Source organism: Streptomyces yangpuensis (assembly GCF_024666385.1).
In the GTDB taxonomy this organism is placed as follows: domain Bacteria; phylum Actinomycetota; class Actinomycetes; order Streptomycetales; family Streptomycetaceae; genus Streptomyces; species Streptomyces yangpuensis.
On the sequence record NZ_CP102514.1, the window covers coordinates 3517501 to 3542199 of the forward strand.

The window sequence follows — 24699 nt, forward strand, 5'->3', positions numbered from 1 at the left end:
GTGCTGGCGGGTGTCGTCGCGACCGTGCGGCTGCCGCACGTGCCGAGCATCAAGGACGCCGTGCCCAAGGACCCGGCGCAGGGCGGTGCCGGCGGCTGGAAGCGGCTGCTGCGGCACAAGGCCATGGTGCAGCTGTGCGTGCTGGGCTTCGTGGTGTTCTTCGCCTGCTACGGGCAGTTCGAGTCGGGTCTGGCCGCCTTCGGTACCGAGGCCGCCGGGATCTCCCCCTCCACGCTCGGTTTCGCGCTCGCCGCCAACACCGGTGCGATCGTCCTCGCGCAGTTCGTCGTGCTCAAGCTGGTCGAGAAGCGCCGCCGGTCGCGGGTGATCGCGCTCGTCGGGCTGATCTGGACCGGGGCGTGGCTGATCGCCGGGTTCTCGGGCCTGGGCCACGGCAGCGCGGTGATGGCCGCCGCCGCGTTCATCACCACGTACGCGCTCTTCGGCATCGGCGAGGCCATGCTGTCGCCGACCCTGGCCCCGCTGGTCGCCGATCTGGCGCCCGAGGGCTCGGTGGGCCAGTACAACTCGGCCTTCGCGCTGGTCAAGCAGATGGCGTTGGCGCTGGGGCCGCTCGGGGTGCCGCTCGGTGCGGGCGCGCCGATGCTGTACATCGCGGTCTTCGTGCTGGTGTCGCTCGGGATCGCCGGTCTGGCGCTGAGGCTCGGCAAGGGCCTCACGCCGATGCAGGACAACCCGGTGCTGGCGAGCAGGATCGTCGCGCAGGGCGGGCCGGCCGTCGTGGTGAAGGAGCCCGTGCACGCCTAGCCGCGTCGGCACGAAGGTACGTAGGTACGTAGATATGTACAGGTGGGCAAGGCCCCGGTCCTCGTGGACCGGGGCCTTGCGCGTGTCCGGCTGCTGCGGCTACTTGTCCGGCAGGGCGAACTCGCACCAGACGGCCTTGCCGCCGCCCGGGGTGCGGCGGGAGCCCCAGGCGGAGGCGATGGTGGCGACGATGGAGATGCCGCGGCCGGTCTCGTCGGCCGGTTCGGCGCGGCGACGGCGTGGCAGGTGGTCGTCGCCGTCGGTGACCTCGATGATCAGCCGGCGGTCGGTGCGGCGCAGTCGCAGGCGCATGGGCGGGGTGCCGTGCTGGAGGGAGTTCGCCACGAGCTCGCTCGCCGCGAGGACCCCGAGGTCGCAGAGCTCGACGGGGAAGCGCCAGGAGGCGAGGACGCCCTGGGCGAAGGCCCGGGCGCGCGGGGCCGCCTCGATGCCGCCGAGGAGTTCCAGGGCGGCGTTGTGGAAGAGCTCGGCGTCGGCGCCGGCGCGGGCGGGCTGCTGGAGCACCATCACGGCGACGTCGTCGTCGTGGTCGGCGTCCACCCCGAGGGCGCGCATGAGGCGGTCGCAGATGACGGACGGGGTGCCCTGGGCTCCGGCGAGGGCACGTTCCAGGGCGGCGACGCCCTCGTCGATGTCCTCGCCGCGGCGCTCGACGAGGCCGTCGGTGTAGAGGACGGCGGTGGAGCCGGGGCCGAGCGCGATGGTGCCGGAGGTGTGCAGCCAGCCGCCGGTACCGAGCGGCGGGCCGGTGGGGTCGGCGGCTCTGCGTACGGTGCCGTTCTCGTCGCGGACGAGGATCGGCAGGTGGCCGGCGGAGGCGTACGCGAGCAGGCCCTCGTTGGGGTCGTGGACGGCGTACACGCAGGTGGCGATCTGGCTGGCGTCGATCTCGGCGGCCAGCCCGTCGAGGAGCTGCAGCACCTCGTGCGGGGGCAGGTCGAGGCGGGCGTAGGCGCGGACCGCGGTGCGCAGCTGGCCCATGACGGCGGCGGCGCGGACGCCGCGCCCCATGACGTCGCCGATGACCAGGGCGGTGCGGCCGGCGCCGAGGGTGATGACGTCGTACCAGTCGCCGCCGACGGCGGCCTCGGTGCCGCCGGGCTGGTAGGTGGCGGCGATGCGCAGGTCGTCGGGCTGTTCCAGTTCCTGCGGGAGCAGGGAGCGCTGGAGGGTGACGGCGGCCTCGCGCTGGCGGCGTTCGCTGGCGCGGAGGCGCTCGACGGCCTCGGCGTGGTCGGTGACGTCGGCGAGGTGGATCAGGACGCCGGTGTGGTGGGCGTCCGCCTCGTGCGCGGTGGTGGGCCGGGGGAATTCGACGGGTGTGCAGGTGACGGTGTACGAGCTGCCGCCGCCCGGTGCGGTGCGGTTCTTGGCGGTACGGGACTTGCCGCTGCGCTGGACCTGGTCGAGGAGCGGGAGGAGGCCGAGCTCGCCGAGTTCGGGGAGGGCCTCGTGGGCGGGGGCGCCGGGGGTCCGGGCGCCGAAGCCCGCGGTGTAGGCGTCGTTGACGTAGGCGACGCGATGCTCGGGGCCGTGGACGAGGGCGACCAGGGAGGGGAGCCGGCCGAGGACCTCGCGCACGGGGAGTTCGTCGAGGGAGGGCACGGCGGTGAGGACGCCGGTGCGCGGGGCGGGGGCCGTGCCGGTGCCCGTCCCCGTCCCGGTCGCGGCTGCGGTCCCGGGGGCCGGTCCGCTGCCGGAGCCGGTGCCGGAGACCGTCGGGTCGGCGGGGTGGCCGTCGGCGGCGGGCGTGGACCGCTCCGCTCCGGGGTCGGGGCGGCCGCCGCGGGCTGCCGGGACCGCGCCTTCGCCCCGCTTGGCCTGGGCGGCGGCATGTTCGGTCCGGGCGGCGGCGCGGCGCTGCGTTCCGGGAAACCGGGCGCTCCAGCGCGTGAAGTTCACTGCGTTCAAGCCTCGTGGTGTCGCGAGTGGTCGCTGTGTCGCTCGTGGGCGGTCGCTGACGGGACGATGTCACTCTGTGCAGGTGTGAGCACACCTATGGTCACACGTCCAGTGTGGCCGACCGCACTGACAACGTCAGCCCTGGCCGTTCTGCGGGGGGTTGGGAGCGAGGGGCGGGGGAGGGGACTTGGGGCCGCCGCCGGCGGCCAGTTCGAATTCTGCTCTGGGGTGTTCGAGTGAGCCAAGGGAGACGATCTCACGCTTGAAGAGGCCGGAGAGGGTCCATTCGGCAAGTACGCGCATTTTCCGATTGAAACTGGGGACCCGGCTGAGGTGGTATGCGCGGTGCATGAACCAGGCCGGGTAGCGCTTGAGCTTGCGCCCGTAGACGTGGGCGACGCCCTTGTGGAGGCCGAGGGAGGCGACCGAACCGGCGTACTTGTGGGCGTACTCGGTCAGGACCTCGCCCCGCAGGGCGGCGAGGAGGTTGTCGGCGAGGACCTTCGCCTGGCGGACGGCGTGCTGGGCGTTGGGGGCGCACTCGCGGCGGGGGCCCTCGGCGTCCGGCGGGGCGGTGATGTCGGGGACGGCGGCGGCGTCGCCCGCGGCCCAGGCGTGCTCGACGCCCTCGACGGTGAGGAACGAGGTGCAGACGAGGCGGCCGCGCTCGTTCCTGGGGAGGTCGGTCGCGGCGAGGACGGGGTGAGGCTTGACGCCGGCGGTCCAGACGATGGTGCGGGTGGGGAAGCGGGCGCCGTCGCTGAGGACGACGACGCGGTCCTCGCACGATTCGAGCCGGGTCTCCAGCCGGACGTCGATGTTGCGGCTGCGCAGTTCGCGGACCGTGTAGACGCCCATCTCGAGGCCGACCTCGGGGAGGATGCGGTCGCTGGCCTCGACGAGGACCCACTTCATGTCCTCGGGCTTGATGTTGTGGTAGTACCGCGCAGCGTAGCGGGCCATGTCCTCCAGCTCGCCGAGGGCTTCGACGCCCGCGAAGCCGCCGCCCACGAAGACGAAGGTGAGGGCGGCGTCGCGGAGGGCGGGATCGCGGGTGGAGGAGGCGATGTCCATCTGCTCGATGACGTGGTTGCGCAGGCCGATGGCCTCTTCGACGGTCTTGAAGCCGATGCCGTAGTCGGCGAGGCCGGGCACGGGCAGGGTGCGGGAGACGGAGCCGGGGGCGAGGACGAGTTCGTCGTACTCCATCTCGACGGGGCCGGTGCCCTCGTCGGCGGTGGCGAGCGTGTTGACGGTCGCGGTCCGCTTGGCGTGGTCGATGCTCGTGGCCTGGCCGATGACGATGCGGCAGTTGCCGAGGACGCGGCGCAGGGGGACCACGACGTGGCGCGGTGAGATCGCGCCCGCGGCCGCTTCCGGAAGGAAGGGCTGGTACGTCATGTACGGCTCGGGCGTGACCACCGTGACCTCGGCTTCTCCCGCTCTCAGCTTTCGCTGGAGCCGGAGCGCCGTATACATGCCGACGTAGCCGCCGCCGACGATCAGGATGCGCGTGCGGGGCGGGGTACCGGGGGCCGTGCCCCGGGGGTTAGCAGCCTTCACCATCCCATGACGCAACGTGGCCGGGAGTTTGTCCACAGGCCCGGCACATTGTGTGACCGGTGGTGGCCCTGGGACGGGGCGGAAGAGGACCGTCGGGGGCGGCGGAAGTTCGCAGGTCAGGGCGGGCGGAGAGGGAGGTTCCGAGGGTGGGGGAGGGAAAAGTGGGAGTGAATGCTCCGATCGGGCGGTGGTCCGTCCGGGGCTGCCTCTTCTGAATTGACTCTGGCTCAACTATGTTCGTATCTCGTCGAGGACCGGGCCTGAGACCGTGGCCCCCCTCGGCGTGAAGGCGGGGAGTGTCTCCGGGGGGAGACAAATGATTACCGGGGGATACATATGAACATTTCCGATTTCCATGGTTCTGCGACCGCGCTCTCGGTCGAGAGCAACGGCCGCGCCATGACCGGCGCGACCACACACGGTGTGGGCAGGTCCACGCCGCTGCGCGTCGACGCCCAGCGCAACCTGGAGCACGTGCTGCGTGCTGCCCGCGAGGTCTTCGGCGAGCTGGGCTACGGGGCTCCGATGGAGGACGTGGCACGCCGTGCCCGGGTCGGTGTCGGCACCGTGTACCGGCGTTTCCCGAGCAAGGACGTCCTGGTCCGGCGGATAGCCGAGGAGGAGACCACTCGGCTGACCGAGCAGGCCAGGACCGCGCTGGGGCAGGAGGAGGAGCCGTGGCAGGCGCTGTCGCGCTTCCTGCGCACCTCCGTGGCGTCGGGCGCCGGGCGGCTGCTGCCGCCGCAGGTGCTGCGCGTCGGCGGGGCCGCTGAGGAGGCGGCCGAGGAGGCGGAGGAGGCACGGGTTCCGTACCAGCGCCAGGCGGCCGAGGCCGCCGGGGCTCCCGGCCTGCGGGTCGTGGGCGGGGCGCGGGGCGCGGCCGAGGACGAGCCTTCGGACGACGCGGGTGCGGGTGCGCTGCTGGAGGTCGTCGGCCGGCTGGTGCACCGGGCGCGGGAGGCGGGCGAGCTGCGTGCCGATGTCACGGTGGCCGATGTGCTGCTGGTGATAGCGACGGCGGCGCCCGCGCTGCCCGACCCGGCACAGCAGGCGGCGGCTTCGACCCGGCTGCTCGACATCCTGCTGGAGGGGCTGCGTTCGCGGACGGTGTGATCCGGGCGGTCCGGTGCGGGCCCGGTGACGGGCCGGCACCGGACCGGCGCGGGCGCCGGTAGCGGGCTGGTGCGGTAGCGGGCCGGCGCGGGTCCGGTGGCGGGCTGGTGCGGGTGCCGGTAGCCGGCTGGTGCGGTAGCGGGCCGGCGCGGGTCCGGTGGCGGGTCGGCAGGGGTTCGGCTTCGACACCGGGGCGGCGGAGCTCCGTTGGCGCGGTCGGAGCCTGCTCGGGCATGCGCGCAAACCTGCCCGGACGGGTGGATGGTGCGCGGAGGGGTCCGAGGCGTGTCCGCCATGTGACACGCTTGCTCGGTGTACCGGTGGAGCGTGTCGTGCGGGAGCTTCCGCTATGAGCATTGACGGGCGTGAAGAGTCACCCGGTGGCGCCGGGGGCGATACCGAGGTGGGCCTGCCTGCCGGGCAGGTGCCGGCGCAGCGCGAACCGGGCGGGCGCCGTGCACGTTCCTCGCGCTCCTCCGTCCCGGGCGGCGCCGGGGGCGAGCTGCCGCCGTCCGACGGGGACTTGATCGCCCGCATGCGGGGCGGCGACGACGGCGCGTACGCGGAGCTGTTCCGCCGTCACGCCGACGCCGTACGGCGCTACGCGCGGTCCTGCTGCCGGGACGGGCACACCGCCGACGACCTGACCGCCGAGGTGTTCGCGCGGACCCTGCAGGCGGTACGGGGCGGTGCCGGGCCGGACCAGTCGGTGCGGGCCTATCTGCTGACGACCGTGCGCAGGGTCGCGGCGGCCTGGGCCAGGACCGCGAAGCGGGAGCATCTCGTCGAGGACTTCGCGGTCTTCGCGGAGCAGGCGGCCACGCGCACCGAGAGCCGCGGCGGGATGTCGGGGCTGTCGGGGGACGACACCCTCGAACTCGGCGCGGACGTGCGGGCGATGCGGGTGGCGGAGCAGTCGCTGGCCATGCAGGCCTTCCGGAGCCTGCCCGAGCGGTGGCAGGCCGTGCTGTGGCACACCACCGTCGAGGACGAGTCGCCGAGTACGATCGCGCCGCTGTTCGGGCTGAGCGCCAACGCGACGGCTGTGCTGGCCAGTCGGGCCCGCGAGGGGCTCAAGCAGGCCTACCTGCAGGCCCATGTGAGTTCGGCGCTGAGTGAGGGCGGCGACTGCGCGCGGTACGCGGACCGGCTGGGCGCCTACGCGCGCGGCGGCCTGCGGATGCGGGCGGAGCGGGGCCTGCGGGGGCACCTGGAGCAGTGCGTCAAGTGCCGGCTGGCCGCCGGGGAGCTCAAAGATGTCAATGCGGGCATTCCCGCGCTGCTTCCGGTGGCGGTCATCGGCTGGTTCGCCGCCTCGTACGCGGCCAAGGCCGCCGGGGTGGTGGCCGGCGGGGCGCTCGCCGCGGGCGGGGCCGGTGCCGCGGCCGCCGCCGCGGGCGGGTCGACCGCCGGAGGCGGGGCCGGCGCCGGTGCCGGTGTCGCCGGTACGGCCGGGGTCGGGGCTGCGGGGAGTACCGCCGCGGCCGGGGGTGCCGCCGGCGGGGCCGGGGCCGGTGGTTCCGGGTCCGCGGCCGGGGGTGTTCTGGTCTCCGAGGGGATCGGGCTGCCGGTCAAGGCGGGCATCGCCGCCGGAATCGCGGTGGCCGCGGCCGCCGGGGTGGTGTTCGCGCTGTCCGGGGACGATCCCGAGCCGCAGGCCCGGGTGAAGCCCGCGCCGAGCGTGACCGCTCCGGCCGTGCCGAAGGCACCCGCCGCGCCCTCGCCGTCGGCGGAGCCGAGCCCGGCCGGGGAGGAGCCGCCGCCCGCGCGTGCCTCCGTACCGCCGTCGCCGAAGCCGACGCCGTCGCCCTCGGCCTCGGCCTCGGCCTCACCGTCCCCGGAGGCGCCGGCGCCCCCGGTGTCCCCGTCGCCGTCCCCCGGCCGGGAGAAGCCCGCGCCGGCGCCGTCCCCGAGTACGCCCTCGCCGGAGCCGACGACGCCGTCTCCCGCTCCGAAGCCGCCGCAGTCGTTCCGGCTGGCCGCTCTGCCGCGCTCGGCGCAGGGCGACCACAGCGGACCGGAGCTGCAGACGTCGCGCAGCGGCTGGGTGTGGCAGCGCTGGGGGCTGTCGGTGGGCGACCGGCGCTTCTCGCAGGGGATCACCGTGCACTCGCGTTCCTCGGTGGAGATCGCCCTCAACCGGCAGTGCACCACCTTCTCGGCGTGGGCCGGGGTGGACGACCTGTCGCTGTTCACCGACAGGTCGGTGCGGTTCTCCGTGTACGCCGACGGGCAGCGGCTGTGGCAGTCCGGCGTCCTCGGGCACGATGATCCGCCGGCCGCCGTCCAGGTCTCCGTCGCCGGGCGCTCGTCGTTGCGGCTGGTGGTGGAACGGGCCGGTCCGGGCAACCTGCCGACGCTGGCGAGCTGGGCCGACGCGGTGATCGGCTGCCGGTGACGGACGGCCGCTGATAGGCCGGTGGGGGGTCTCAGCCGCCGGTGAGGGCCGTGACGACCTCGGCCGGGGTGAGCAGGGCGCCCGCGGCCTCCTCGGGCGCCCAGCGGTCGGGGCCGAGCAGCGCGCGGGTGCGTTCCGGGAGGCCGTCCACGACGGTTGCCTCGGGGGCCGAGCGGGGCAGGCCCGCCCGCCAGGCGGTGGCCGCCGCGAGGACCCGTACGGCCTCGGCGGGGCGGTCGGCGTCGGCCAGGAACCGGGCCGCCGCCTCGGCGATGCCGGCCAGCACGCGCTCGGCGCACCGCCCCTCGACGGCGGCGCCCAGGGCGGGCCCGATCAGGGCCAGTGCGGCCTCCGGGCCCTGTTCGCGTGCGGTGAGGACGGCGTCGACCGTGTCCAGCCCGGCGGTGAGCTGGGCCGGCACGGTGATCCGTTCGGTCTGGACGCGGGCGAGCTCACACTCGGCCCGGGCCCGCTCGGCATCGCCCCGCTGGAGGGCGAGCAGGGCCGCGAGCAGCCGTGCGTAGGCGCTGACGTCGTACACGCCTCCGTGCTGGTCGGCCTCCTCGTCGGCCTCGGCCAGGAGCCGTTCGGCGTCGTCGAGGTCGCCCGCGCTGTAGGCGACCTCCGCGATCCGGGCGATGGCGAAGGGCGCCTCGACATGGGCCCCGACCTCGCGGGCGAGGCGCAGGCACTCCTCGAACTCGGTGCGGGCCTCGGCGTACCGGCCGCGTGAGAGGGCGATCTCCCCGGTGGCGCTCGCGACCTGGGCGCGCGTCCAGCGGTCGCCTACGCGCTGGGCGATCGCGTGGAGTTCGGCGAGGTCGGAGTCGACGGTGGGCAGGCCTCCGGTGATGTCGATGGCGACGTGGGTGCGCAGCATGAGGACGACGCCCAGTTCCCATGCGCCCGCGTGGCGGCGGCAGTTCTCGACGGACCGGTCGAGGTCGGTGTGGAATTCGAGGACGTCGCCGGTGAGGAAGGACACGGCGGGCCAGAGGATTCCGGGGAAGAGCGTGGTCTCGGGGGAGCCGTGCCGGAACGTCTCCTTGACGCGCACGGCGAGGTCGCGGTACTCGGGGGTGCGGAACCTCTCGGCGGAGTTGCTCTCGGCGAGCAGGAACATGTCGAAGACCTGCAGACGCATGTACCGCCAGTACGCGGGCGTGCCCTCGGGCGGCGGGACGGGGGTGAGGGCGAGGATCCGGGTGGTCCACTCGGCCCCCTCACCGCGGTAGTTGCGCAGCCACCAGAACCAGCCGAGGGCGAAGGCCAGGCGCTGCGCGGTTTCGGCGTCGCCCTCGTCGACGGTCGTGGTGTGGAGGGCGGCGCGGAGGTTGTCGAGCTCGGTCTCGACGAGCCGGATCCAGGGGAGCTGGGCGGCGGAGCGGATCAGGGGTTCGGCCCGCTCGGCGAAGGCGAGGAAGTGGGCGATGTGGCGGCGGGCGGTGGCGCGGGCGTCGTCGGGGTGGGCCGCGGCGCGTTCGGCGGCGTACTCGTGGATGGTTTCGAGCATGCGGTAGCGCATGCCGTGGTCCTCGTACGGTTCGGCCAGGACGAGGGACTTGTCGACGAGGGAGCCGAGGGTGTCGGCGACGTCGGGGCCGGTCCCGTCGCCGCAGACGGCTTCGGCGGCGGCGAGGTCGCAGCCGCCCGCGAAGACGGACAGGCGGCGCAGCACGGTCCGCTCGGCCTCGTCGAGGAGCTCCCAGGACCAGTCCACGACGGCCCGCAGGGTCTGCTGGCGCGGCAGCACGGTACGGGCGCCGCTGGTCAGCAGCCGGAACCGGTCGTCGAGCCGGTCCGCGATCTGCCGCGGGGTCAGCAGCCGCAGCCGCGCCGCGGCCAGCTCGATGGCCAGTGGCAGCCCGTCGAGGCGGGCGCAGATCTCGGCCGCGGCGGCCGGGTCCTCGTCCACGGTGAAACCGGCACGGGCCGCCGCCCCACGGTCGGCGAAGAGCCGGTGGGCGGGGTCGGGCGGCAGCGGTTCGACGGGGCGGACGGTCTCACCCGGGATCCCGAGGGGCTCGCGGCTGGTGGCGAGGACCCGTACGCCGGGGCAGTGGGTGAGGAGGTGTTCGGCGAGCTCGGCGGCGGCCTCGACGACGTGCTCGCAGTTGTCGAGCACGAGCAGCAGGCTGCGGTGCGCGCAGTGCTCGACGAGGCGGGTGGTGGTGTCGGCGGCGGCCGTCGGGGCCGGGGTCTCGCGGGCGACGAGGGTGTTCTCGCGCAGGCCGAGGGCACTGAGGACGGCGCCGGGGACGGCGGCGGGGTGGTCGAGGCGGGCGAGTTCGACGAGCCAGCCGGGCTCGGGGTGGGCCGCGGCGGCGTGTTCGGCGAGGCGGGTCTTGCCGGAACCGCCGGGGCCGGTGAGGGTGACGAGGCGGAGGTGGGCGAGGTCGTCGTGGAGGGCGGCCAGCTCGGGCTCGCGGCCGACGAAGGAGTTCAGCCGGGGCCGGAGGTTCCCGCGCAGCGCCTCCGGCCGGGCGGACGGATTCCCGGCGGCCTGTGGGGACGCCACCGACAGCGGGAGCTGCGGGTACGCCACGGTCGGCGCAATGGGCGCAGGCGCCGCGGTCGCTGCGGGCTGCGGATGCGCCGGGGGCGCCGAGGCCGGCACGGGCTGCGAGGCCTCGGGGTACGCCGAGGTCGGCGCGGGCGGCGGGTACGCCGGGGGCTGCGGGGCCGGCGCGGGCGGCGAGTACGCCGAGGGCTGCGGGGCCAGTGCGGGCTGCGAGTACGCCGAGGCCGGTGAGGGCTGCTGGGCCGGTGCGGGCTGCGGGTACGCCGGGGGCTGCGGGGCCTCGGGGTACGCCGAGGTCGGCACGGGCGGCGGGTACGCCGGGGGCTGCGGGGCCGGCGCGGGCGGCGGGGCCTCGGGGTACGCCGGGGGCTGCGAGGCCGGTGAGGGCTGCGGGGCCGGTGCGGTCTGAGGGTACGCCGAGGCCGGTGAGGGCTGCGGGGTCGGTGGGGGCTGGGGTGGGTGCGGGCGGAGCAGTTCCGTGTGGAGGGCGGTGAGTTCGGGGCCGGGGTCGGTGCCGAGGGCGTCGGCCAGGGTGCGGCGCGTGCGCTCGTACGCGGCGAGGGCGTCGGCGGGACGGCCGGCGGCGCGCAGGGCGCGCAGCTGCTGGGCCCGCAGCGGTTCGTCGTACGGGCTCTCGTGGACCAGTGCCTCGATCTCGGGCAGCAGCAGGGCCGGGGCGGTGGTGCCGCTGAGCAGGTCCGCCTCGATGCGTCGGCGCAGGGCGACGGCGCGGCGTGCCTCGGGCGCGGTGGCGTGCGCGGTGCGGCCCGGTTCCGCCAGGTCTGCCAGGGCGGGGCCGCGCCAGAGGGAGAGGGCCGTGCGCAGGGTGCGGGCGGCGGCAGCGGGGTCCTCGGCCAGTTCCCGGTCGCCCCGGGCGACCAGGCGGGTGAAGCGGTGGAGGTCGACGTCGTCGCGGTCGGCGGTGAGGCGGTAGCCGCCGGTGGGGGCCGAGTGGACGGTGTCCCGGCCGCCGAGGGCGCGGCGGAGGCGGGCGACGAGGGCCTGGAGGGCTGCGGGGGCGTCCAGGGGCGGGGCGTCGCCCCAGACGTCGTCGACGAGTTCGGCGACGGGGGCCGGACGGCCGGCGCGCAGGGCGAGGGCGGCAAGGAGCGCGCGCAGCCGGGCGCCGCCTATCGGGACGGGGGCGCCGGTCTCGTCGCGTGCCTCGGTGACGCCGAGGATGAGGTACCGCACCCGTCAATTCTGCCCGGACGCACGGTGGATGGCGTCGGCCCTCAGGTGATCGAGGTGTCGCCGCCGGCTTCCAGAAGGGTGCGCAGGGCTTCGGCGACGGTGGCGCAGGTGGCCGGGTCCAGCGGGGCGAGCAGTTCGGCGTACTGGCGCAGGTGGTCCTCGAACAGCGACTCGGTGAGCGCGATGCTCTGCTCGGTCAGCCGGATCCGGACGGTGCGGCGGTCCTGGCCGTCCCGCACCCGTTCGACCAGCCCCTTGGCCTCCATGCGGTCGATGCGGTTGGTGATCGCGCCGGAGGTCACCATGGCGGCCGGGATGAGGGCGCCGGCGGTGAGCGCGTACGGGGGGCCGCTGCGGCGGAGGGTGAAGAGGATGTCGACCTCGCCCACCTCCAGGTCGCGTTCGGCCGCGAAGGCCTTGAGGTGCTTGTCGAGGATCCGGTTCATCCGCTGGATGCGGGCCAGGAGTTCGACCGGCCACAGGCCCGGCACCAGGTCGGGGCGCTCCTGCGTCCACTGGTCGATGATCGCGTCCACCGCGTCGCTCATGCTGCCGCTCCCTCTTCCGCCGGCGTGCTCGCCCGCTCCGTTCATCCGCAGAATATCTCAACGTTGAGACACTTGACGTTGAGAGGACTGCTCTGATTTTATCTCAACGTTGAGATTCTGAACCTTGAGATGGATCGGAGCGGGCGCCACCATGACCACGACCGCCACCCCTGGCACCACGACCGCCACCCCTGACACCACGACCACCACGGCCGCCACGGCCGCCACGAAAACCACCACCGCCGCCACCCCGGCGGAGGCGCCCGGCCCGGCCCCCGGCCGCGCCCCCGTCCCCGTGCTGTGGCTGGCCCTGCTCGCCACCCCCGTGGCCGCCGCCGCCAACGCCCCCGTGCTGATCCTCCCGGACATGGCCGCCTCCCTCGGGGTGGGCACCTCGACCGCCGCCTGGCTCGTCGCCGCCTTCGCCTGGGCCATGGCCGTCTCGATCCCCCTGCTCGCCGGGCTGCTCCGCCGCCTCGGCCTCGCCCCCGTACTCCGGCTGTCCACCGCCCTCCTCCTCGGCGGCACGCTCCTCGTCGCCGCGTCCCCCTGGCTCCCCGCGACCCTCCTCGGCCGGGCCGCGCAGGCCGCGGGCGGCGCCGGCCTGGTGGCGGCCGCGATGAGCCTGGCCGGCTCGGCCCGCCGTATGGGCGTCATCAGCGCCGGCTTCGGCATGCTCGGCGCGTCCGGCCCCCTGCTCGGCGCGCAGCTCTCCCACACCGTGTCGTGGCGGCTCTCACTCTCGGTGTCGCTCGTCTCGCTGCTGGCCGTACCCGCGGTGAGCAGGTACGCAACGGCCCCGGCCGCCACCGCCGCCCCGCAGGGCCGGTTCGACGCACGCGGCGCCGCGCTGCTGACCGTGCTGGCCACCGCCCTGGTCCTGCTCCCGCACGCACCGGCCGTCGCCCTCGGCTCCGCGGTCGTCGCCGCCGCGCTCCTCGCGCTCCACGTACGGCGCCGGCCCGACGGCTTCGTCCCTGCCGCCCTGGTCCGCAGCCCGCTCTTCGTCGGCTCGGCGCTGCTGGCGCTCGCGCTGTCGACCTCGTACTTCACGCTGCTGTTCGCCGTACCGCGGCTGCTCGGCGACCGCGCGGGCTGGGACGTCACCGCGGCCGGGACCGGTCAGCTCGTGGCGCTGCTCACCGGATCCGCGCTGTCCTGGCTGCTGGCGGCCGGCTCGGCGCGCATGGGACGGACGGCCGTGCGCACGGTGCTGGTCGCGACCGGCACCCTGGCCGCCGTGCTCGCGGTGTTCGCGAGCTGGGGCCCGCTGCTCCTGATGGCCACCCTCGGCGGCGTGTTCGGCGCGACCGGCGCCAACGCGGTGCTGTCCATGCAGGCCGCGTCGAGCGTCCCCGACCCTCAGCGCCCCACGGCCATCGGCCTGTTCACCCTCTGCTACCAGCTGGGCGGCGCCTTCGGCCCCGCCATCGCGACCGCCCTGGTCCTCGGCGCCTGACCCCCGCCACCACCCGTACCTCGGCCCCCGCACGCACCGCCACGGTCAGGACAGCGCCGGGCGGTGCACGGGGACGCCCTCGGGCACCGCCCTGCGCCGGGCCGCGGACGTACCCGTCCAGCAGGTGCCGCGCCGCGCCAGCAGCCGGCGCAGCCACAGCTCCATCGAGACGAGTTCCGCGAGCCCGTCCAGCGGGACCGGGCGGCCGTCGGCCGCGTCGAGCAGCGCCTGCCGCACGACCCGGGCCTCGATCAGGCCGGCGTCCGCGAGCAGCGGGGCGGCGAAGAGGTCGAGCAGCTCACCCAGAGCGGCCCGCAGCCCCAGCCTGGTCGCCGTCTCGTTCGGCGTGTGCGCGGTGGCGCCCCAGCCGGGCGGGAGCTCACGCACCCCGGCCGAGTACAGGACGCTGCGCAGGATCTCCGCCCGGGCGCCCGGCTGCACGCGCAGGGACTCGGGCAGGGCCCGCGCGGCCCGTACGACCTGGTTGTCGAGGAAGGGGGCGTGCAGGCGCTGGCTGCGGACCTCCACCGCCTGCTCGAAGACCCGGTGGTCGGCGGCCTGGCGGGCCAGCACGGAACGCGCGCGGGCCTCTCCCGGCCGCAGCGACAGCGGGGGCCGCCCGGCCGCGGCCGTGAGCCGGACGGATACTTCCGCCAGCGCCTCCCCCGTGAGCCAGCCCGCGGCCGGACCCGGCCGGGACCAGGTCAGGGCGGCGAGGGAGGCGTCCACCGGACCGGAGGCACTCGCGGTGACCCCGCCCTCGCGGAGCCGGGCCGCGGCGGCCTCCATCCCCGCGCGGTACGTCGTACGGGCGAGCCGGCGGGCCGCCGAGTACACGGTGAGCGGCACCAGCAGGGACTCCCCGGCCGCTCCGGAGGCGGAGGCGGACCGGGCCAGCGCCGCCACCGGGCGCAGCAGGTGGCGTCGGCGCCGGTCCATCAGGAGGTCCGCCATACGGGCCGGGTGGGCGTCGAGGACCTGCCGGGCGCCGTGGCCGGTGAAGTGGTCGGCGGCTCCGGCGGCGAGTCTGCGGCGCTCGCGGGCGGCGAAGACCAGCGACGGGCCCGGTTCGTCGGTGAGCGGGCCGTCGAGGTCGGTGTACGGGAGGGCCTCGGCCGCGGCGGCGACCACGACGTGATGCAGGCGGGGGTCGGCGGCGACGGCCCGGGCGCGTTCCAGTTCGTCCTCGCGCCCCTGCGGGGTGGCCAGGTCGTTGAAGGTGACGGCGAGCAGCCGGGCCCCGGCGGGGCTGGTGAGGCTGCCGGGCGCTCCCGGCAGTCCGGCCGCCAGCAGGGCGAGCGTCGCGGAGGCGCTGCCGCCGGACAGATCGGCGCCCACCCCGGGGGCCGGGGCGCCGCGGGCCGCGCGCCGGTCGGCCGGGCCCATGCCGGGCACGGGGCCGGGATCGTACGGTGGCAGGGTGTCGGGAGCATGCCGCGGTGCCGTGAGCCGGGCGCGCACCGCGTCGACCAAAGCTTCGCGTACGCCCTCCACCGCGCGGTCGGCGTCGGCCTCGGGCGCCGCCACCGCGAGCGAGGCGACCTGCTCGTAGCCGGTGATCTCGCGGGAGCCCTCGCGCAGGATGAGGGCGTGCCCGGGCGGGATGCGGCGGACCCCCGCGTACGGGGTGCCGTCACCCAGCGCCTCGGGGCTGTCCGGACAGGCCAGCAGGGCGGCGAGATGGCCGATGTCGAGCTGCGCCTCGATGAGGTCGGCGAGCGGGAGGGCGGCGGTGGCGTACGCGGTGCCGCTCGCCCAGGGGGTGTAGAAGACGGGCCGGGCGCCCGCGAGGTCTCCGACGACGGTGATGCGGCGGCCGGCCTGCACGACGGCCGTGTAGCTGCCGGACCACTGGGTGAGGTGGCGCAGCGCGCCGCCGCGGGCCGCGTAGAGGGCCCGGCGCAGCTCGGCGTCGGTGGCGCCGCAGCAGCCGAGGACGGCGAGCCGGGTGAAGGGGTCGGCCGGGTCGGCGGTGACCGTGCGGATCTCGTCGGGGCGCCAGTCTCCGACGGCCCAGAGCGGGTCGGGATCGCCCCAGAGCAGCTGGGAGCCGACGGGGTGGACGGTGCGTTCCGCGTCCGCGCCGGGGTCGGCCGCGTGGGCGGCGTCCGCGATGCCGCCGTGCAGGGGCGCGCCGTCGCCGCCGTATCCGCCCGGTCCGTGGCCGACCGGTCCGTATGCGCCCGGTCCGTAGCCGGCCCCCTGGCCGGAGACGCGGCCCGCCGTGCCGAAGCTCGCGGCGATACTGCTCCACCCCACCAACCAGCGCACCGCCGCCTCCCCAGCCCGTGGGCACATGACCGGGGCACGGGCAGCACGGACAGCGCTGAGGGCGCGGTCGGCCGGTCCCCGGTGGCTCGGGTCCATGCTGCCACGGGACAGGCGTGCGAGAGGGGTTATAGGGGGCGCACACGCAAACGAACACGCCCCGGCCACGCGGTATTTGGCGTTCCGTTCCCACCGCCCCATAGGTCGCTTTCGGCCATTCTTCGGCCGTCTGAAGAACCGTCGCGCGGTGTCGGCGCCCGGCGCGCAGGCGCGGTCCGGGAGGCGGATTCCGCCCCCCGGACCGTTCCGCCACCCGCGGGGATTGAGGCAGCGGCATCCCCCGGCCCACCCGGTCCAGGCAGCGGGCCGACCCACGCACCGCACATCGAATCGCCGGGCTCCCGGACCGGCCAGAGCGCACGGGCGGGCGCACGGCCACACGGGCGGAGCACGCGACGGGACGTGCGCCCCCGCCACCGGCGCCGGACCGGACCGCGCAAACGGACAACAATCCCGCCATACGGAAGTAAGGGCCTTAACGCTTGGGAGGCGGGGAACTACGCTGGGTTTACGAAATGCCGGGCGCCTATGCCCCGGCGGCGTATGCGTTGTATGCGTTCCGCGTGTGACGAGGGGTGGCGCATGTCCAGGGAGCTCCGCGAGCCCAACGAGAAGCTCGGCGCCGTCCTCGCCCTCGCCGGCATCAGCAACGCCGGGCTGGCCCGGCGGGTCAACGACCTCGGCGCGCAGCGCGGCCTGACGCTTCGGTACGACAAGACGTCGGTGGCCCGGTGGGTGTCGAAGGGGATGGTGCCGCAGGGCGCCGCCCCGCACCTGATCGCCGCCGCCATCGGCGCGAAGCTGGGGCGGCCGGTGCCGCTCCACGAGATCGGCCTGGCGGACGCGGACCCCGCGCCCGAGGTGGGGCTGGCCTTCCCGCGCGACGTCGGCGCGGCCGTGCGCTCGGCCACCGACCTCTACCGGCTCGACCTCGCCGGCCGGCGGGGCGGTGGCGGGATCTGGCAGTCGCTCGCGGGCTCGTTCTCCGTGGCGGCGTACGCGACGCCCGCCTCGCGGTGGCTGATATCTCCCGCCGACAGTTCGGTGGCACGGGAACCGGCGGGTCCGGCGGGTACGGCGGGTCCCGCGAGTACGGCAGGACCGGCGCATCAGCGGTCCACGACTGCGGCCCCCTCCCCTCCCGGCACCGGGGCTCAGGCTCCGGACACACCGGCGCGCGACCTCCCGTCACAGCAGTCGACGCCGCCCGGGGCACCGGCGACGCACGGCACGCCTTCGCACGGCGCGCCCGCGCCGGCTCCCGGGGCCTCCCCGGAGGGCCGTACGACCGGGCCCGCGACGGGCCCGATGTCGGCACCGGCCGGCGCGCCGACAGGCCCGCCGACCACCGTTGTGCCCGCGCAGCACGGACCCGAAACGCCGCGCGAACACGTGCAGCGCGTGGGCCACAGCGATGTGACCAAGCTGCGCGAGGCCGCCGAGGACGCCCGCCGCTGGGACTCCAAGTACGGCGGCGGCGACTGGCGTTCGTCGATGGTCCCCGAGTGCCTGCGGGTGGACGCGGCGCCGCTGCTGCTCGGCTCGTACAGCGACGAGGTGGGCCGCGCCCTCTTCGGCGCGACGGCCGAACTGACCAGGCTGGCCGGATGGATGGCCTTCGACACCGGCCAGCAGGAGGCCGCCCAGCGCTACTACATCCAGGCACTGCGCCTGGCCCGCGCGGCCGCGGACGTCCCGCTCGGGGGCTACGTGCTGGCCTCGATGTCCCTGCAGGCGACCTACCGGGACTTCCCCGACGAGGGCGTGGACCTCGCGCAGGCGGCCGTCGAGCGCAACCGCGGCCTGGCCACGGCGCGCACGATGAGCTTCTTCCGGCTGGTCGAGGCCCGGGCGCACGCGAAGGCGGGCGATTCGGCCGCCGCGGGGGCGGCACTGCGGGCCGCGGAGGGCTGGCTGGAGCGGTCCCGTGAGGGTGATCCGGATCCGACCTGGCTCGGTTTCTACTCGTACGACCGGTTCGCGGCGGATGCGGCGGAATGCTACCGGGACCTCAAACTCCCGCGGCAGGTGCGGCGCTTCACCGAGCAGGCGCTGTCGCGGCCCACGGAGGAGTACGTGCGGTCCCACGGGCTGCGGCTGGTCGTCAGCGCGGTCGCGGAGCTGGAGTCGGGCAATCTGGACGCGGCGTGCGCGGCGGGCACCCGGGCGGTGGAGGTGGCGGGCCGGATCTCCTCGGCGCGCACGACCGAATACGTACGGGACCTGCTGCACCGCCTGGAACCCTACGGGGACGAACCGCGCGTCGCGGAGCTGCGCGAGCGGGCCCGGCCCCTCCTGGTGGCTCCGGCGTAGACCCGCGTGGCCTCGTTGTCGGTGCGGGGGTGCAGTATGCAGGGGTGGGAGGTATCGGCGTGGGCGGTGGCGTGGACTGCGATGTGCTGGTGATCGGCGGCGGAATCGTCGGCCTGTCGACGGCGCACGCCTTGTCGCGCCTGGCTCCGGGTACGAGGGTGATCGTCCTGGAGAAGGAGTCGGGCCCGGCCCGGCACCAGACGGGCCGCAACAGCGGGGTGATCCACAGCGGGATCTACTACCGCCCGGGCTCGCTGAAGGCACGCTTCGCGGTGGGCGGCGCCGCCGAGATGGTGAAGTTCTGCGCGGAGCACGGGATCCCGCACGAGGTGACGGGGAAGCTGATCGTCGCCACCGAGCGCGAGGAGCTGCCCCGGCTGCACGCCCTGGTCCAGCGCGGCCGGGAGAACGGCATCCCGGTGCGCGAGCTGGGCCCGGCCCAGATCACGGAGTACGAACCGCAGGTCCAGGGGCTGGCCGCGATCCACGTCGGCAGCACGGGCATCGTGGACTACGGCCGGGTGAGCGCCCAGCTCGCGGAGTCCTCCGGCGCGGAGATCGTCTACGGCGCCGAGGTGGACCTGATCTCGCGCCGCGCGTCGGCGGTGGCCGTACGCACCACGGCGGGGCTGGTGTTCCGGGCCCGGATGCTGGTGAACTGCGCGGGCCTGCACTGCGACCGGATCGCCCGCCTGGCCGGAGACGAGCCGGGCATGCGGATCATCCCCTTCCGCGGGGAGTACTACGACCTGGCCCGCCCGGACCTGGTCCGCGGGCTGGTCTACCCGGTGCCCGACCCGGCGTTCCCCTTCCTCGGGGTGCACCTCACCCGCGGCATCGGCGGCGGCGTCCACGTCGGCCCCAATGCCGTGCCCGCGCTGGCCCGCGAGGGGTACGACTGGTCGACGGTGCGCCCGCGGGACCTCGCGGACGAGCTCGCCTGGCCGGGCGCCTGGCGGATGGCCTCCCGGCACTGGCGGTACGGCACGGGCGAGATCCACCGCTCGCTGTCGAAGCAGGCCTTCACCCGGGCGGTACGCCGCCTCCTGCCGGCCGCCACCGCGGCGGACCTGCGGCCCGCCGCGGCCGGGGTCCGCGCGCAGGCCGTCCTGCGCGACGGCACCCTGGTGGACGACTTCCTGATCCGCGACGCCCCGCGCACGGTCCACGTCCTCAACGCCCCCTCCCCGGCGGCGACGGCCTCCCTCCCCATCGGCCGCGAAATCGCCACCCGAGTCCTGCGCGCCCTCGGCCCGGCCTGACCGGTGCGGGGCTCCGCCCCGCACCCCGCGCCTCGGACGCCGGCGGGCCTGGAAGCGACCGGCGCCGCCCTCACCCCGTGGGGGTCGGCGCCCGGCAGGGCCCATCGCCCCGTCGTAGAATCAGCGCATTGTGTCTGAGTCCCTGAACCCCACGCCGCCCGCCGTCCCGGACGCCCCCGTCGCCGACTACTCCGCCGACGCCGCGCCGGAGGCGAACTCGTACGTGCCCCCGAAGTGGCGCACCGAGCCCCGCTTCCCCGACGGCCCCGCGCCGGACCCGGCCGGCTCGCACCACGAGCGGCGGATCCGGAGCTTCCAGCCCCGGCGCAGCCGGGTCACCACCGGCCAGGGCGAGGCCCTCAAGCGGCTCTGGGGCACCTGGGGCCTGGACATCGACGGCCACTCGGTCATCGACCTCGAGGCCCTGTTCGGCGGCCTCCCGGTCGTCCTGGAGATCGGCTTCGGCATGGGTGAGGCCACCGCGCAGATGGCCGCCGCGGACCCGGCCACCGGCGTCCTCGCCGCCGACGTGCACACCCCCGGACAGGGCAATCTCCTCGCCCTCGCCGAGCGGGGCGGGCTCAGCAACGTGCGCGTCGCCAACGGCGACGCGATCATCCTGCTCCGCGAGATGCTGGCGCCCGGCTCGCTCGCCGGGATCCGCGTGTACTTCCCGGACCCGTGGCCCAAGGCCCGCCACCACAAGCGCCGGCTGATCCAGCCCGAGTTCCTCACCCTGGCCGCCACCCGGCTGGCGCCCGGGGCCGTACTGCACTGCGCGACCGACTGGGAGCCGTACGCCGAGCAGATGCTCGAAGTCCTCACGGCGCACCCCGACTTCGAGAACACGCAGGCGGACGGCGGCTACGCCCCGCGGCCCGACTTCCGGCCGCTCACCCGCTTCGAGGGACAGGGCCTCGACAAGGGGCACGTCGTACACGACTTGCTCTTCCGTCGCACCGAGAACTGACAACGTCACCGCCCGTGTCGGAGCGGATCGCTAGGGTCATCATGTGTTCCGAGCGCTTCGCCCTGTGTTCACCCGTCCGTCCGGCACGGTCCGCACGTGCGTGCTCCTCGTCCTGCTCGCCGCCACCGGCATCGCCATCCTGGAGCTCGTACGGGAGCAGACCGGCACCCCGGGCTTCTTCGTCGGCCTCGGCCTGGCCCTGCTGCCGGTGGCGCCCCTCATGGCGGCCTTCCGGTGGCTGGGCCGGGCCGCGCCCGCGCCATGGCCCCAGCTGCTGTTCTGCTTCGGCTGGGGCGCCTGCACCGCCGCGCTGATCGCCATACTGGCCAACAACTTCGCCACCGAGTGGATAGCCGCGGCCACCGCCGACCCCTCGGGTGCGGACCGGCTCGGCTCGGTCGCGATCGCCCCGGTGGTGGAGGAGAGCGCCAAGGCGGCCGCCCTGCTGCTGGTGTTCGCGTTCCAGAGACGGCATTTCACCGGCCCCGCCGACGGTTTCGTGGTGGCGGGCTTCACCGCGACCGGCTTCGCCTTCACCGAGAACATCCTCTACCTCGGCAACGCGTTCGTTCAGGACCTCGCCGACGGTACCGGCGTGCTGGACTCGGTGACCGCGGCGACCTTCTTCGTACGGGTCGTGCTGTCGCCGTTCGCGCACCCGCTGTTCACGGTGCTCACCGGGCTCGGAGCCGGCGCGGCCGCAGTCAGTGTCCGCCGCTCGTACCGGATCTGTCTGCCCCTGCTCGGCCTGGCGGCGGCCATGGGCATGCACGCCCTGTGGAACGGCTCCTCGCAGTTCGGGGACCACGGTTTCTACATCGTCTACGCCTGCGTGATGGTCCCGGCGTTCGGGCTGCTGGGGTGGCTGGCGGTGCGGCTGCGGCACCGCAGGCTGCGGGCCGTCGCCGATGAGCTGGCGCTCTACGCGGCCGCGGGCTGGCTGACTCCCGCCGAGGTGCCCGCCCTGGCCTCGGTGCCGGCCAGGTCGCTGGCCCGCGCCCTGGCGCGGCGCAGCGGGGGCCGGGCCGCCGGACGCACGGTCGCACGGTACGAGGCGGACGCGGCCGCCCTGGCACTGCTGCGGAACCGGGCCCGCCGCGGGGGACCGCCGCTGAAGGCGGACTTCGCGCGCCGGGAGAAGGAGTTGCTGCACCGGCTGTGGCAGCGGCGCGCGACGGCGGGACCCGCGCTGGCGCGGGCGGCTGTGCTGGAGGAGCTGCTGCCGCCCCGGACCCAGGCACCGGACCCGGCGGGCCGGGTCACGGTGGCGGTGGCGGTGGCGGACCCGGCGGCCGTGCCGGCGCCACGACGGGAGGAACCGCGACAGGACGAACCGCGGCAGGCGGAACCGCGACGGGAGGAACCGTTCCTCAGACGTTCAGGCCCTTGGACTCCAGCCACGCCAGCGGGTCCACCGTCGATCCGCCCTTGCGTACTTCCAGGTGGAGATGGGGTCCGGTGACGTTCCCGGTGGCGCCGACCCTGCCGATGGTGTCGCCGGCGCCGACCGCACCGGAGGTCACCGACATCGAGGAGAGGTGGCAGTACCAGACCTCCGTACCGTCCTCCAGCTCCAGGACGATCCGGTAGCCGTACGCCCCGGACCAGCCGGCCGAGGTGATCTTCCCCGCTCCGACCGCCTTGGCGGGGGTGCCGGTCGGGGCCGCGAAGTCGAGGCCGGTGTGGTGGCCGGAGGACCACATGGAGCCGGCGACCCCGTAGTGCGAGGTGAGGGTGTAGGCGGAGGTGGGCAGGGACCAGCTGCCCGCCGCTGCGGCGCGCTCCTGCGCCGCCTTGGCCTCGGCGGCCTTCCGGGCGGCCTCGGCCTCCTCCGCGGCCTTCGCCTCGGCCGCGGCCTTGGCGTCCTCGGCCGCCTGACGGGCCGCTTCCAGCTTGCCCTTGGCCTCCTGGGCGGCCGCCTCGTGCGCGGCGCGCTCGGCCTCCGCACGGGCCTTCGCCTCGGCGGCCTCCTGCTGCGATTCGGCCTGCTGCAGGATGCGGTTGCGCAGGATCTCGCCCGCGTCGGCGCCGCGGTCGGCCTGCTGGGCGATGATCCCGGTCGTGCCGGCGGCGGCTGCGGCCTGCCGGCCGGAATCCCCGTCGTCCTGACGCCCGTCGCCCCCGGGCATCAAGTCGGGAAGGGAGGGAATGGATATCGCGACCTGCGGGCGGTCCTGCGCGGTGGCGATGCCGCTCGCTCCGACCGCCGCGATGACGCCGACGCCGAGCACGGTGGAGCTGCGGGCAAGTCCCCCGCGCTGCTTGGCCACCCGGTGCTTGCCCCGGACCGGACGGACCGAGTCCTCGGTGGGGTTCCACTCGCCCCAGGCACCCGCGGTGGGCGGCTCCTGGATCTCGATGCCTTCGGGAGCAGGCGAGTTGGAGGCCACCGGGGCACACTCCTCATTGACACGCACGCGCACGGTGCCGTCTCTTGCGACGGCCGGGACGACCGCGCTGCGTTATCGAAAGGTAATAGACGTGAGGGAGTGATTCCAAGCTGTTGCGCTTGATCGTTCCCACCAATGAGCCACGCTGTGGCTTGCTTTGGCCGTTCCTTTTCGGTCGATAAGTGGTGCAACTCGGGCAAAGATCAAGCGATTCAGCCATCTCCTCAGCCACACAATCGACATGACTGACTCTCAATCAGCTTGCACTGAGCGCCTGTTCCCTCACGCACCGTCACAATGTCACAGCGTCTCGTCGCCCCGCCTCACCACCGGCACCGTCCGGCGCCGTTCCGGTCTCCGCCGCTCCGCCTGGCTCCGCTCGGGCCGGCGCCGCCCGGGCCGGCCCACCGCGAGCAGCGCCATGTCGTCCGTCGCCGCCCCGCCCGTGTGCCGCCGTACGTCGCTGCTCACCGCGCCGAGCAGGGCCTGGGGGCCGGGCAGGATCCGGCCGCGCAGCCGGTCCGCCGGATCGTAGAAGGCTCCCGACCCGTCGCGGGCCTCCGTCAGCCCGTCCGTGTAGAGCAGCAGGGTGGCTCCCGCCGGGAAGGCCCACTGCTGGACCCGTCCCGGCCGCCCGCCCAGTTCGCCCATGCCGAGCGGCAGGGCCGGCTCGGCCGGGGCGAGTACCGCGAGCTCCCCGTCCCCGTACAGCAGCAACGGCTCGGGGTGGCCCCGGTTGAGCAGCCGCAGCACCCCCTCCTCCGGCGGGATCTCGCCGAGGACGCACGTCGTGAACCCCTCCACCGCGTCCAGGCCCTCGCGCCGGGCGCCCTCCCGCACCAGGGCCCGCTCCAGCCGCTGCGCCACCGCCTCCAGCGTCGGCTCGGTCTCGGCCGCCTCCCGGAACGCCCCGAGCACCACCGCGACGGCCTCCACCGCCCCCAGCCCCTTGCCCCGTACGTCGCCCACCGCCAGGCGCACCCCGTACGGGGTCTCCTGTACCGCGTACAGGTCCCCGCCGATGAAGGCGTCGGCCTGCGCGGCCTCGTACCAGGCGGACACCTGCAACCCCCCGACGCGCTCGGCGGGCTTCGGCAGCACCGCCCGCTGCGCGGCCTCGGCGATTCCCCGCGCGGAGGCCAGCCGCTCACCGCTGCGCCGCACCACGCGGTTGATCAGGAGCGCCAGCCCGGCCACGGTCACCAGGGTGGCCAGCTCGGTCAGCCCCTGGGCGGTCCAGCCGGTGCCGTGGTGGAGGTGCAGCAGGAACACGGCGAGCACGGCCAGCACACCGGTCAGGGCCGTGGCCCACAGCGTGTACAGCGGGGCGGCGACCAGCGGGGCCGCGGAGAACGACGGGGACCCGGTGAAACTGGGCGGTGTCAGCAGGTCGAAGGCCAGACCGGCGGCGATCAGCACGCAGGGCATCACCCGGAGCACGCGTCGGGCCGTACCTCTCCCGCCGCCGTCCCTGCGCCGCCCACCGCTGCCCTTCCGGCCCAGCCCCACCACACACTCTCCTGCCGCCCGGTCCCGTGTCACGGGTGCGGGCCCGCCGCCGCGCCCCTCAAGGCTGGCCGCGGGTGCGGGCGCGGGCGACCCGGCGGCGGCCGTACGGGGGATGGGGGCGCGGGAAGGGTGCGCGGGGCGCGGCCGCGGGCCGGAAGGGCGGGGAACACGACGAAGGCCCGGTTCCCAAGGGAACCGGGCCTTCGTCTTCAGTAGCGGGGACAGGATTTGAACCTGCGACCTCTGGGTTATGAGCCCAGCGAGCTACCGAGCTGCTCCACCCCGCGTCGGTGAACCCAACTCTACGGCATCCGGGAGCGGCCCTCCGCCAATTAATCGCCGGCCCACCCAAGAAGCGGCATCACCGCAGGTCAAAGCCCGAAAACCGGGCTGAAACCAGCACCACCCAGACCAAGATCATCTCTGTTGCACGGCGGTGA

At 75.1% G+C, this 24699-nt stretch carries 15 protein-coding genes and 1 tRNA gene (1 of these 16 only partly in view); 8 read left to right on the forward strand and 8 right to left on the reverse strand.

Annotation, left to right across the window (positions count from 1 at the left end; translation table 11 throughout):
- On the forward strand, positions 1 to 768 hold the 3' portion of the coding sequence (locus tag NRK68_RS16000) for an MFS transporter (RefSeq protein WP_257857865.1). It extends 516 nt beyond the left edge of the window; only the last 768 of its 1284 coding nucleotides appear in the window; its start codon lies beyond the left edge, outside the window; its stop codon occupies positions 766 to 768.
- Between the two features lie 99 nt (positions 769 to 867).
- On the opposite strand, the gene NRK68_RS16005 is transcribed toward NRK68_RS16000, so the two are convergent.
- Together NRK68_RS16005 and NRK68_RS16010 are read right to left on the reverse strand one after the other, a co-directional pair.
- Complete coding sequence (locus NRK68_RS16005; RefSeq protein ID WP_183069745.1) at positions 868 to 2691, reverse strand: ATP-binding SpoIIE family protein phosphatase; 1824 nt, start codon at positions 2689 to 2691, stop codon at positions 868 to 870.
- A gap of 135 nt (positions 2692 to 2826) precedes the next feature.
- On the reverse strand, positions 2827 to 4257 hold the full coding sequence (locus tag NRK68_RS16010) for an NAD(P)/FAD-dependent oxidoreductase (protein WP_257856059.1): 1431 nt from the start codon (positions 4255 to 4257) through the stop codon (positions 2827 to 2829).
- 333 nt (positions 4258 to 4590) lie between these two features.
- On the opposite strand from NRK68_RS16010, the gene NRK68_RS16015 reads away from it, so the two are divergent.
- Positions 4591 to 5367: a TetR/AcrR family transcriptional regulator gene (locus NRK68_RS16015; protein WP_183069719.1), complete on the forward strand. Its 777-nt coding sequence runs from the start codon at positions 4591 to 4593 to the stop codon at positions 5365 to 5367.
- 349 nt (positions 5368 to 5716) lie between these two features.
- Positions 5717 to 7765, forward strand: coding sequence for a sigma-70 family RNA polymerase sigma factor (locus NRK68_RS16020; protein WP_183069720.1), 2049 nt, complete (start codon positions 5717 to 5719; stop codon positions 7763 to 7765).
- A gap of 31 nt (positions 7766 to 7796) precedes the next feature.
- Here the strand turns inward: NRK68_RS16020 and NRK68_RS16025 are convergent, their stop codons facing one another.
- Positions 7797 to 11480: an AfsR/SARP family transcriptional regulator gene (locus NRK68_RS16025; protein WP_257856060.1), complete on the reverse strand. Its 3684-nt coding sequence runs from the start codon at positions 11478 to 11480 to the stop codon at positions 7797 to 7799.
- Positions 11481 to 11521: 41 nt separating this feature from the next.
- Entirely contained in the window at positions 11522 to 12028 is a 507-nt protein-coding gene (locus tag NRK68_RS16030) for a MarR family winged helix-turn-helix transcriptional regulator (protein WP_183069722.1), read from the reverse strand.
- Between the two features lie 151 nt (positions 12029 to 12179).
- Between NRK68_RS16030 and NRK68_RS16035 the strand changes: the two genes are divergently transcribed.
- Positions 12180 to 13487: an MFS transporter gene (locus tag NRK68_RS16035; RefSeq protein ID WP_257856061.1), complete on the forward strand. Its 1308-nt coding sequence runs from the start codon at positions 12180 to 12182 to the stop codon at positions 13485 to 13487.
- A gap of 45 nt (positions 13488 to 13532) precedes the next feature.
- Here the strand turns inward: NRK68_RS16035 and NRK68_RS16040 are convergent, their stop codons facing one another.
- Positions 13533 to 15758, reverse strand: coding sequence for an asparagine synthase-related protein (locus NRK68_RS16040; RefSeq protein WP_257856062.1), 2226 nt, complete (start codon positions 15756 to 15758; stop codon positions 13533 to 13535).
- Between the two features lie 639 nt (positions 15759 to 16397).
- Between NRK68_RS16040 and NRK68_RS16045 the strand changes: the two genes are divergently transcribed.
- From NRK68_RS16045 to NRK68_RS16060, 4 genes are all read left to right on the forward strand, one after another.
- Positions 16398 to 18128 carry an NsdA family TPR-like regulatory protein gene (locus NRK68_RS16045; protein ID WP_257856063.1) on the forward strand — a complete coding sequence of 577 codons (1731 nt, stop codon included), beginning with the start codon at positions 16398 to 16400 and terminating at the stop codon, positions 18126 to 18128.
- 29 nt (positions 18129 to 18157) lie between these two features.
- On the forward strand, positions 18158 to 19390 hold the full coding sequence (gene lhgD / locus NRK68_RS16050; RefSeq protein WP_257856064.1) for an L-2-hydroxyglutarate dehydrogenase: 1233 nt from the start codon (positions 18158 to 18160) through the stop codon (positions 19388 to 19390).
- A 130-nt stretch (positions 19391 to 19520) separates the two neighbouring features.
- Positions 19521 to 20360, forward strand: coding sequence for a tRNA (guanosine(46)-N7)-methyltransferase TrmB (gene trmB / locus NRK68_RS16055; RefSeq protein WP_373023562.1), 840 nt, complete (start codon positions 19521 to 19523; stop codon positions 20358 to 20360).
- 43 nt (positions 20361 to 20403) lie between these two features.
- Positions 20404 to 21822 carry a PrsW family intramembrane metalloprotease gene (locus tag NRK68_RS16060; protein WP_183069727.1) on the forward strand — a complete coding sequence of 473 codons (1419 nt, stop codon included), beginning with the start codon at positions 20404 to 20406 and terminating at the stop codon, positions 21820 to 21822.
- On the opposite strand, the gene NRK68_RS16065 is transcribed toward NRK68_RS16060, so the two are convergent.
- From NRK68_RS16065 to NRK68_RS16075, 3 genes are all read right to left on the reverse strand, one after another.
- Complete coding sequence (locus NRK68_RS16065) at positions 21731 to 22750, reverse strand: M23 family metallopeptidase (protein ID WP_183069728.1); 1020 nt, start codon at positions 22748 to 22750, stop codon at positions 21731 to 21733. The genes NRK68_RS16060 and NRK68_RS16065 overlap by 92 nt on opposite strands.
- 300 nt (positions 22751 to 23050) lie before the next feature.
- Positions 23051 to 24190 (reverse strand): PP2C family protein-serine/threonine phosphatase, encoded by a 1140-nt coding sequence (locus tag NRK68_RS16070; RefSeq protein WP_373023563.1) that lies wholly within the window; start codon positions 24188 to 24190, stop codon positions 23051 to 23053.
- Between the two features lie 282 nt (positions 24191 to 24472).
- Positions 24473 to 24546: transfer RNA gene (locus NRK68_RS16075), tRNA-Met, on the reverse strand.
- Positions 24547 to 24699 lie beyond the last annotated feature (153 nt).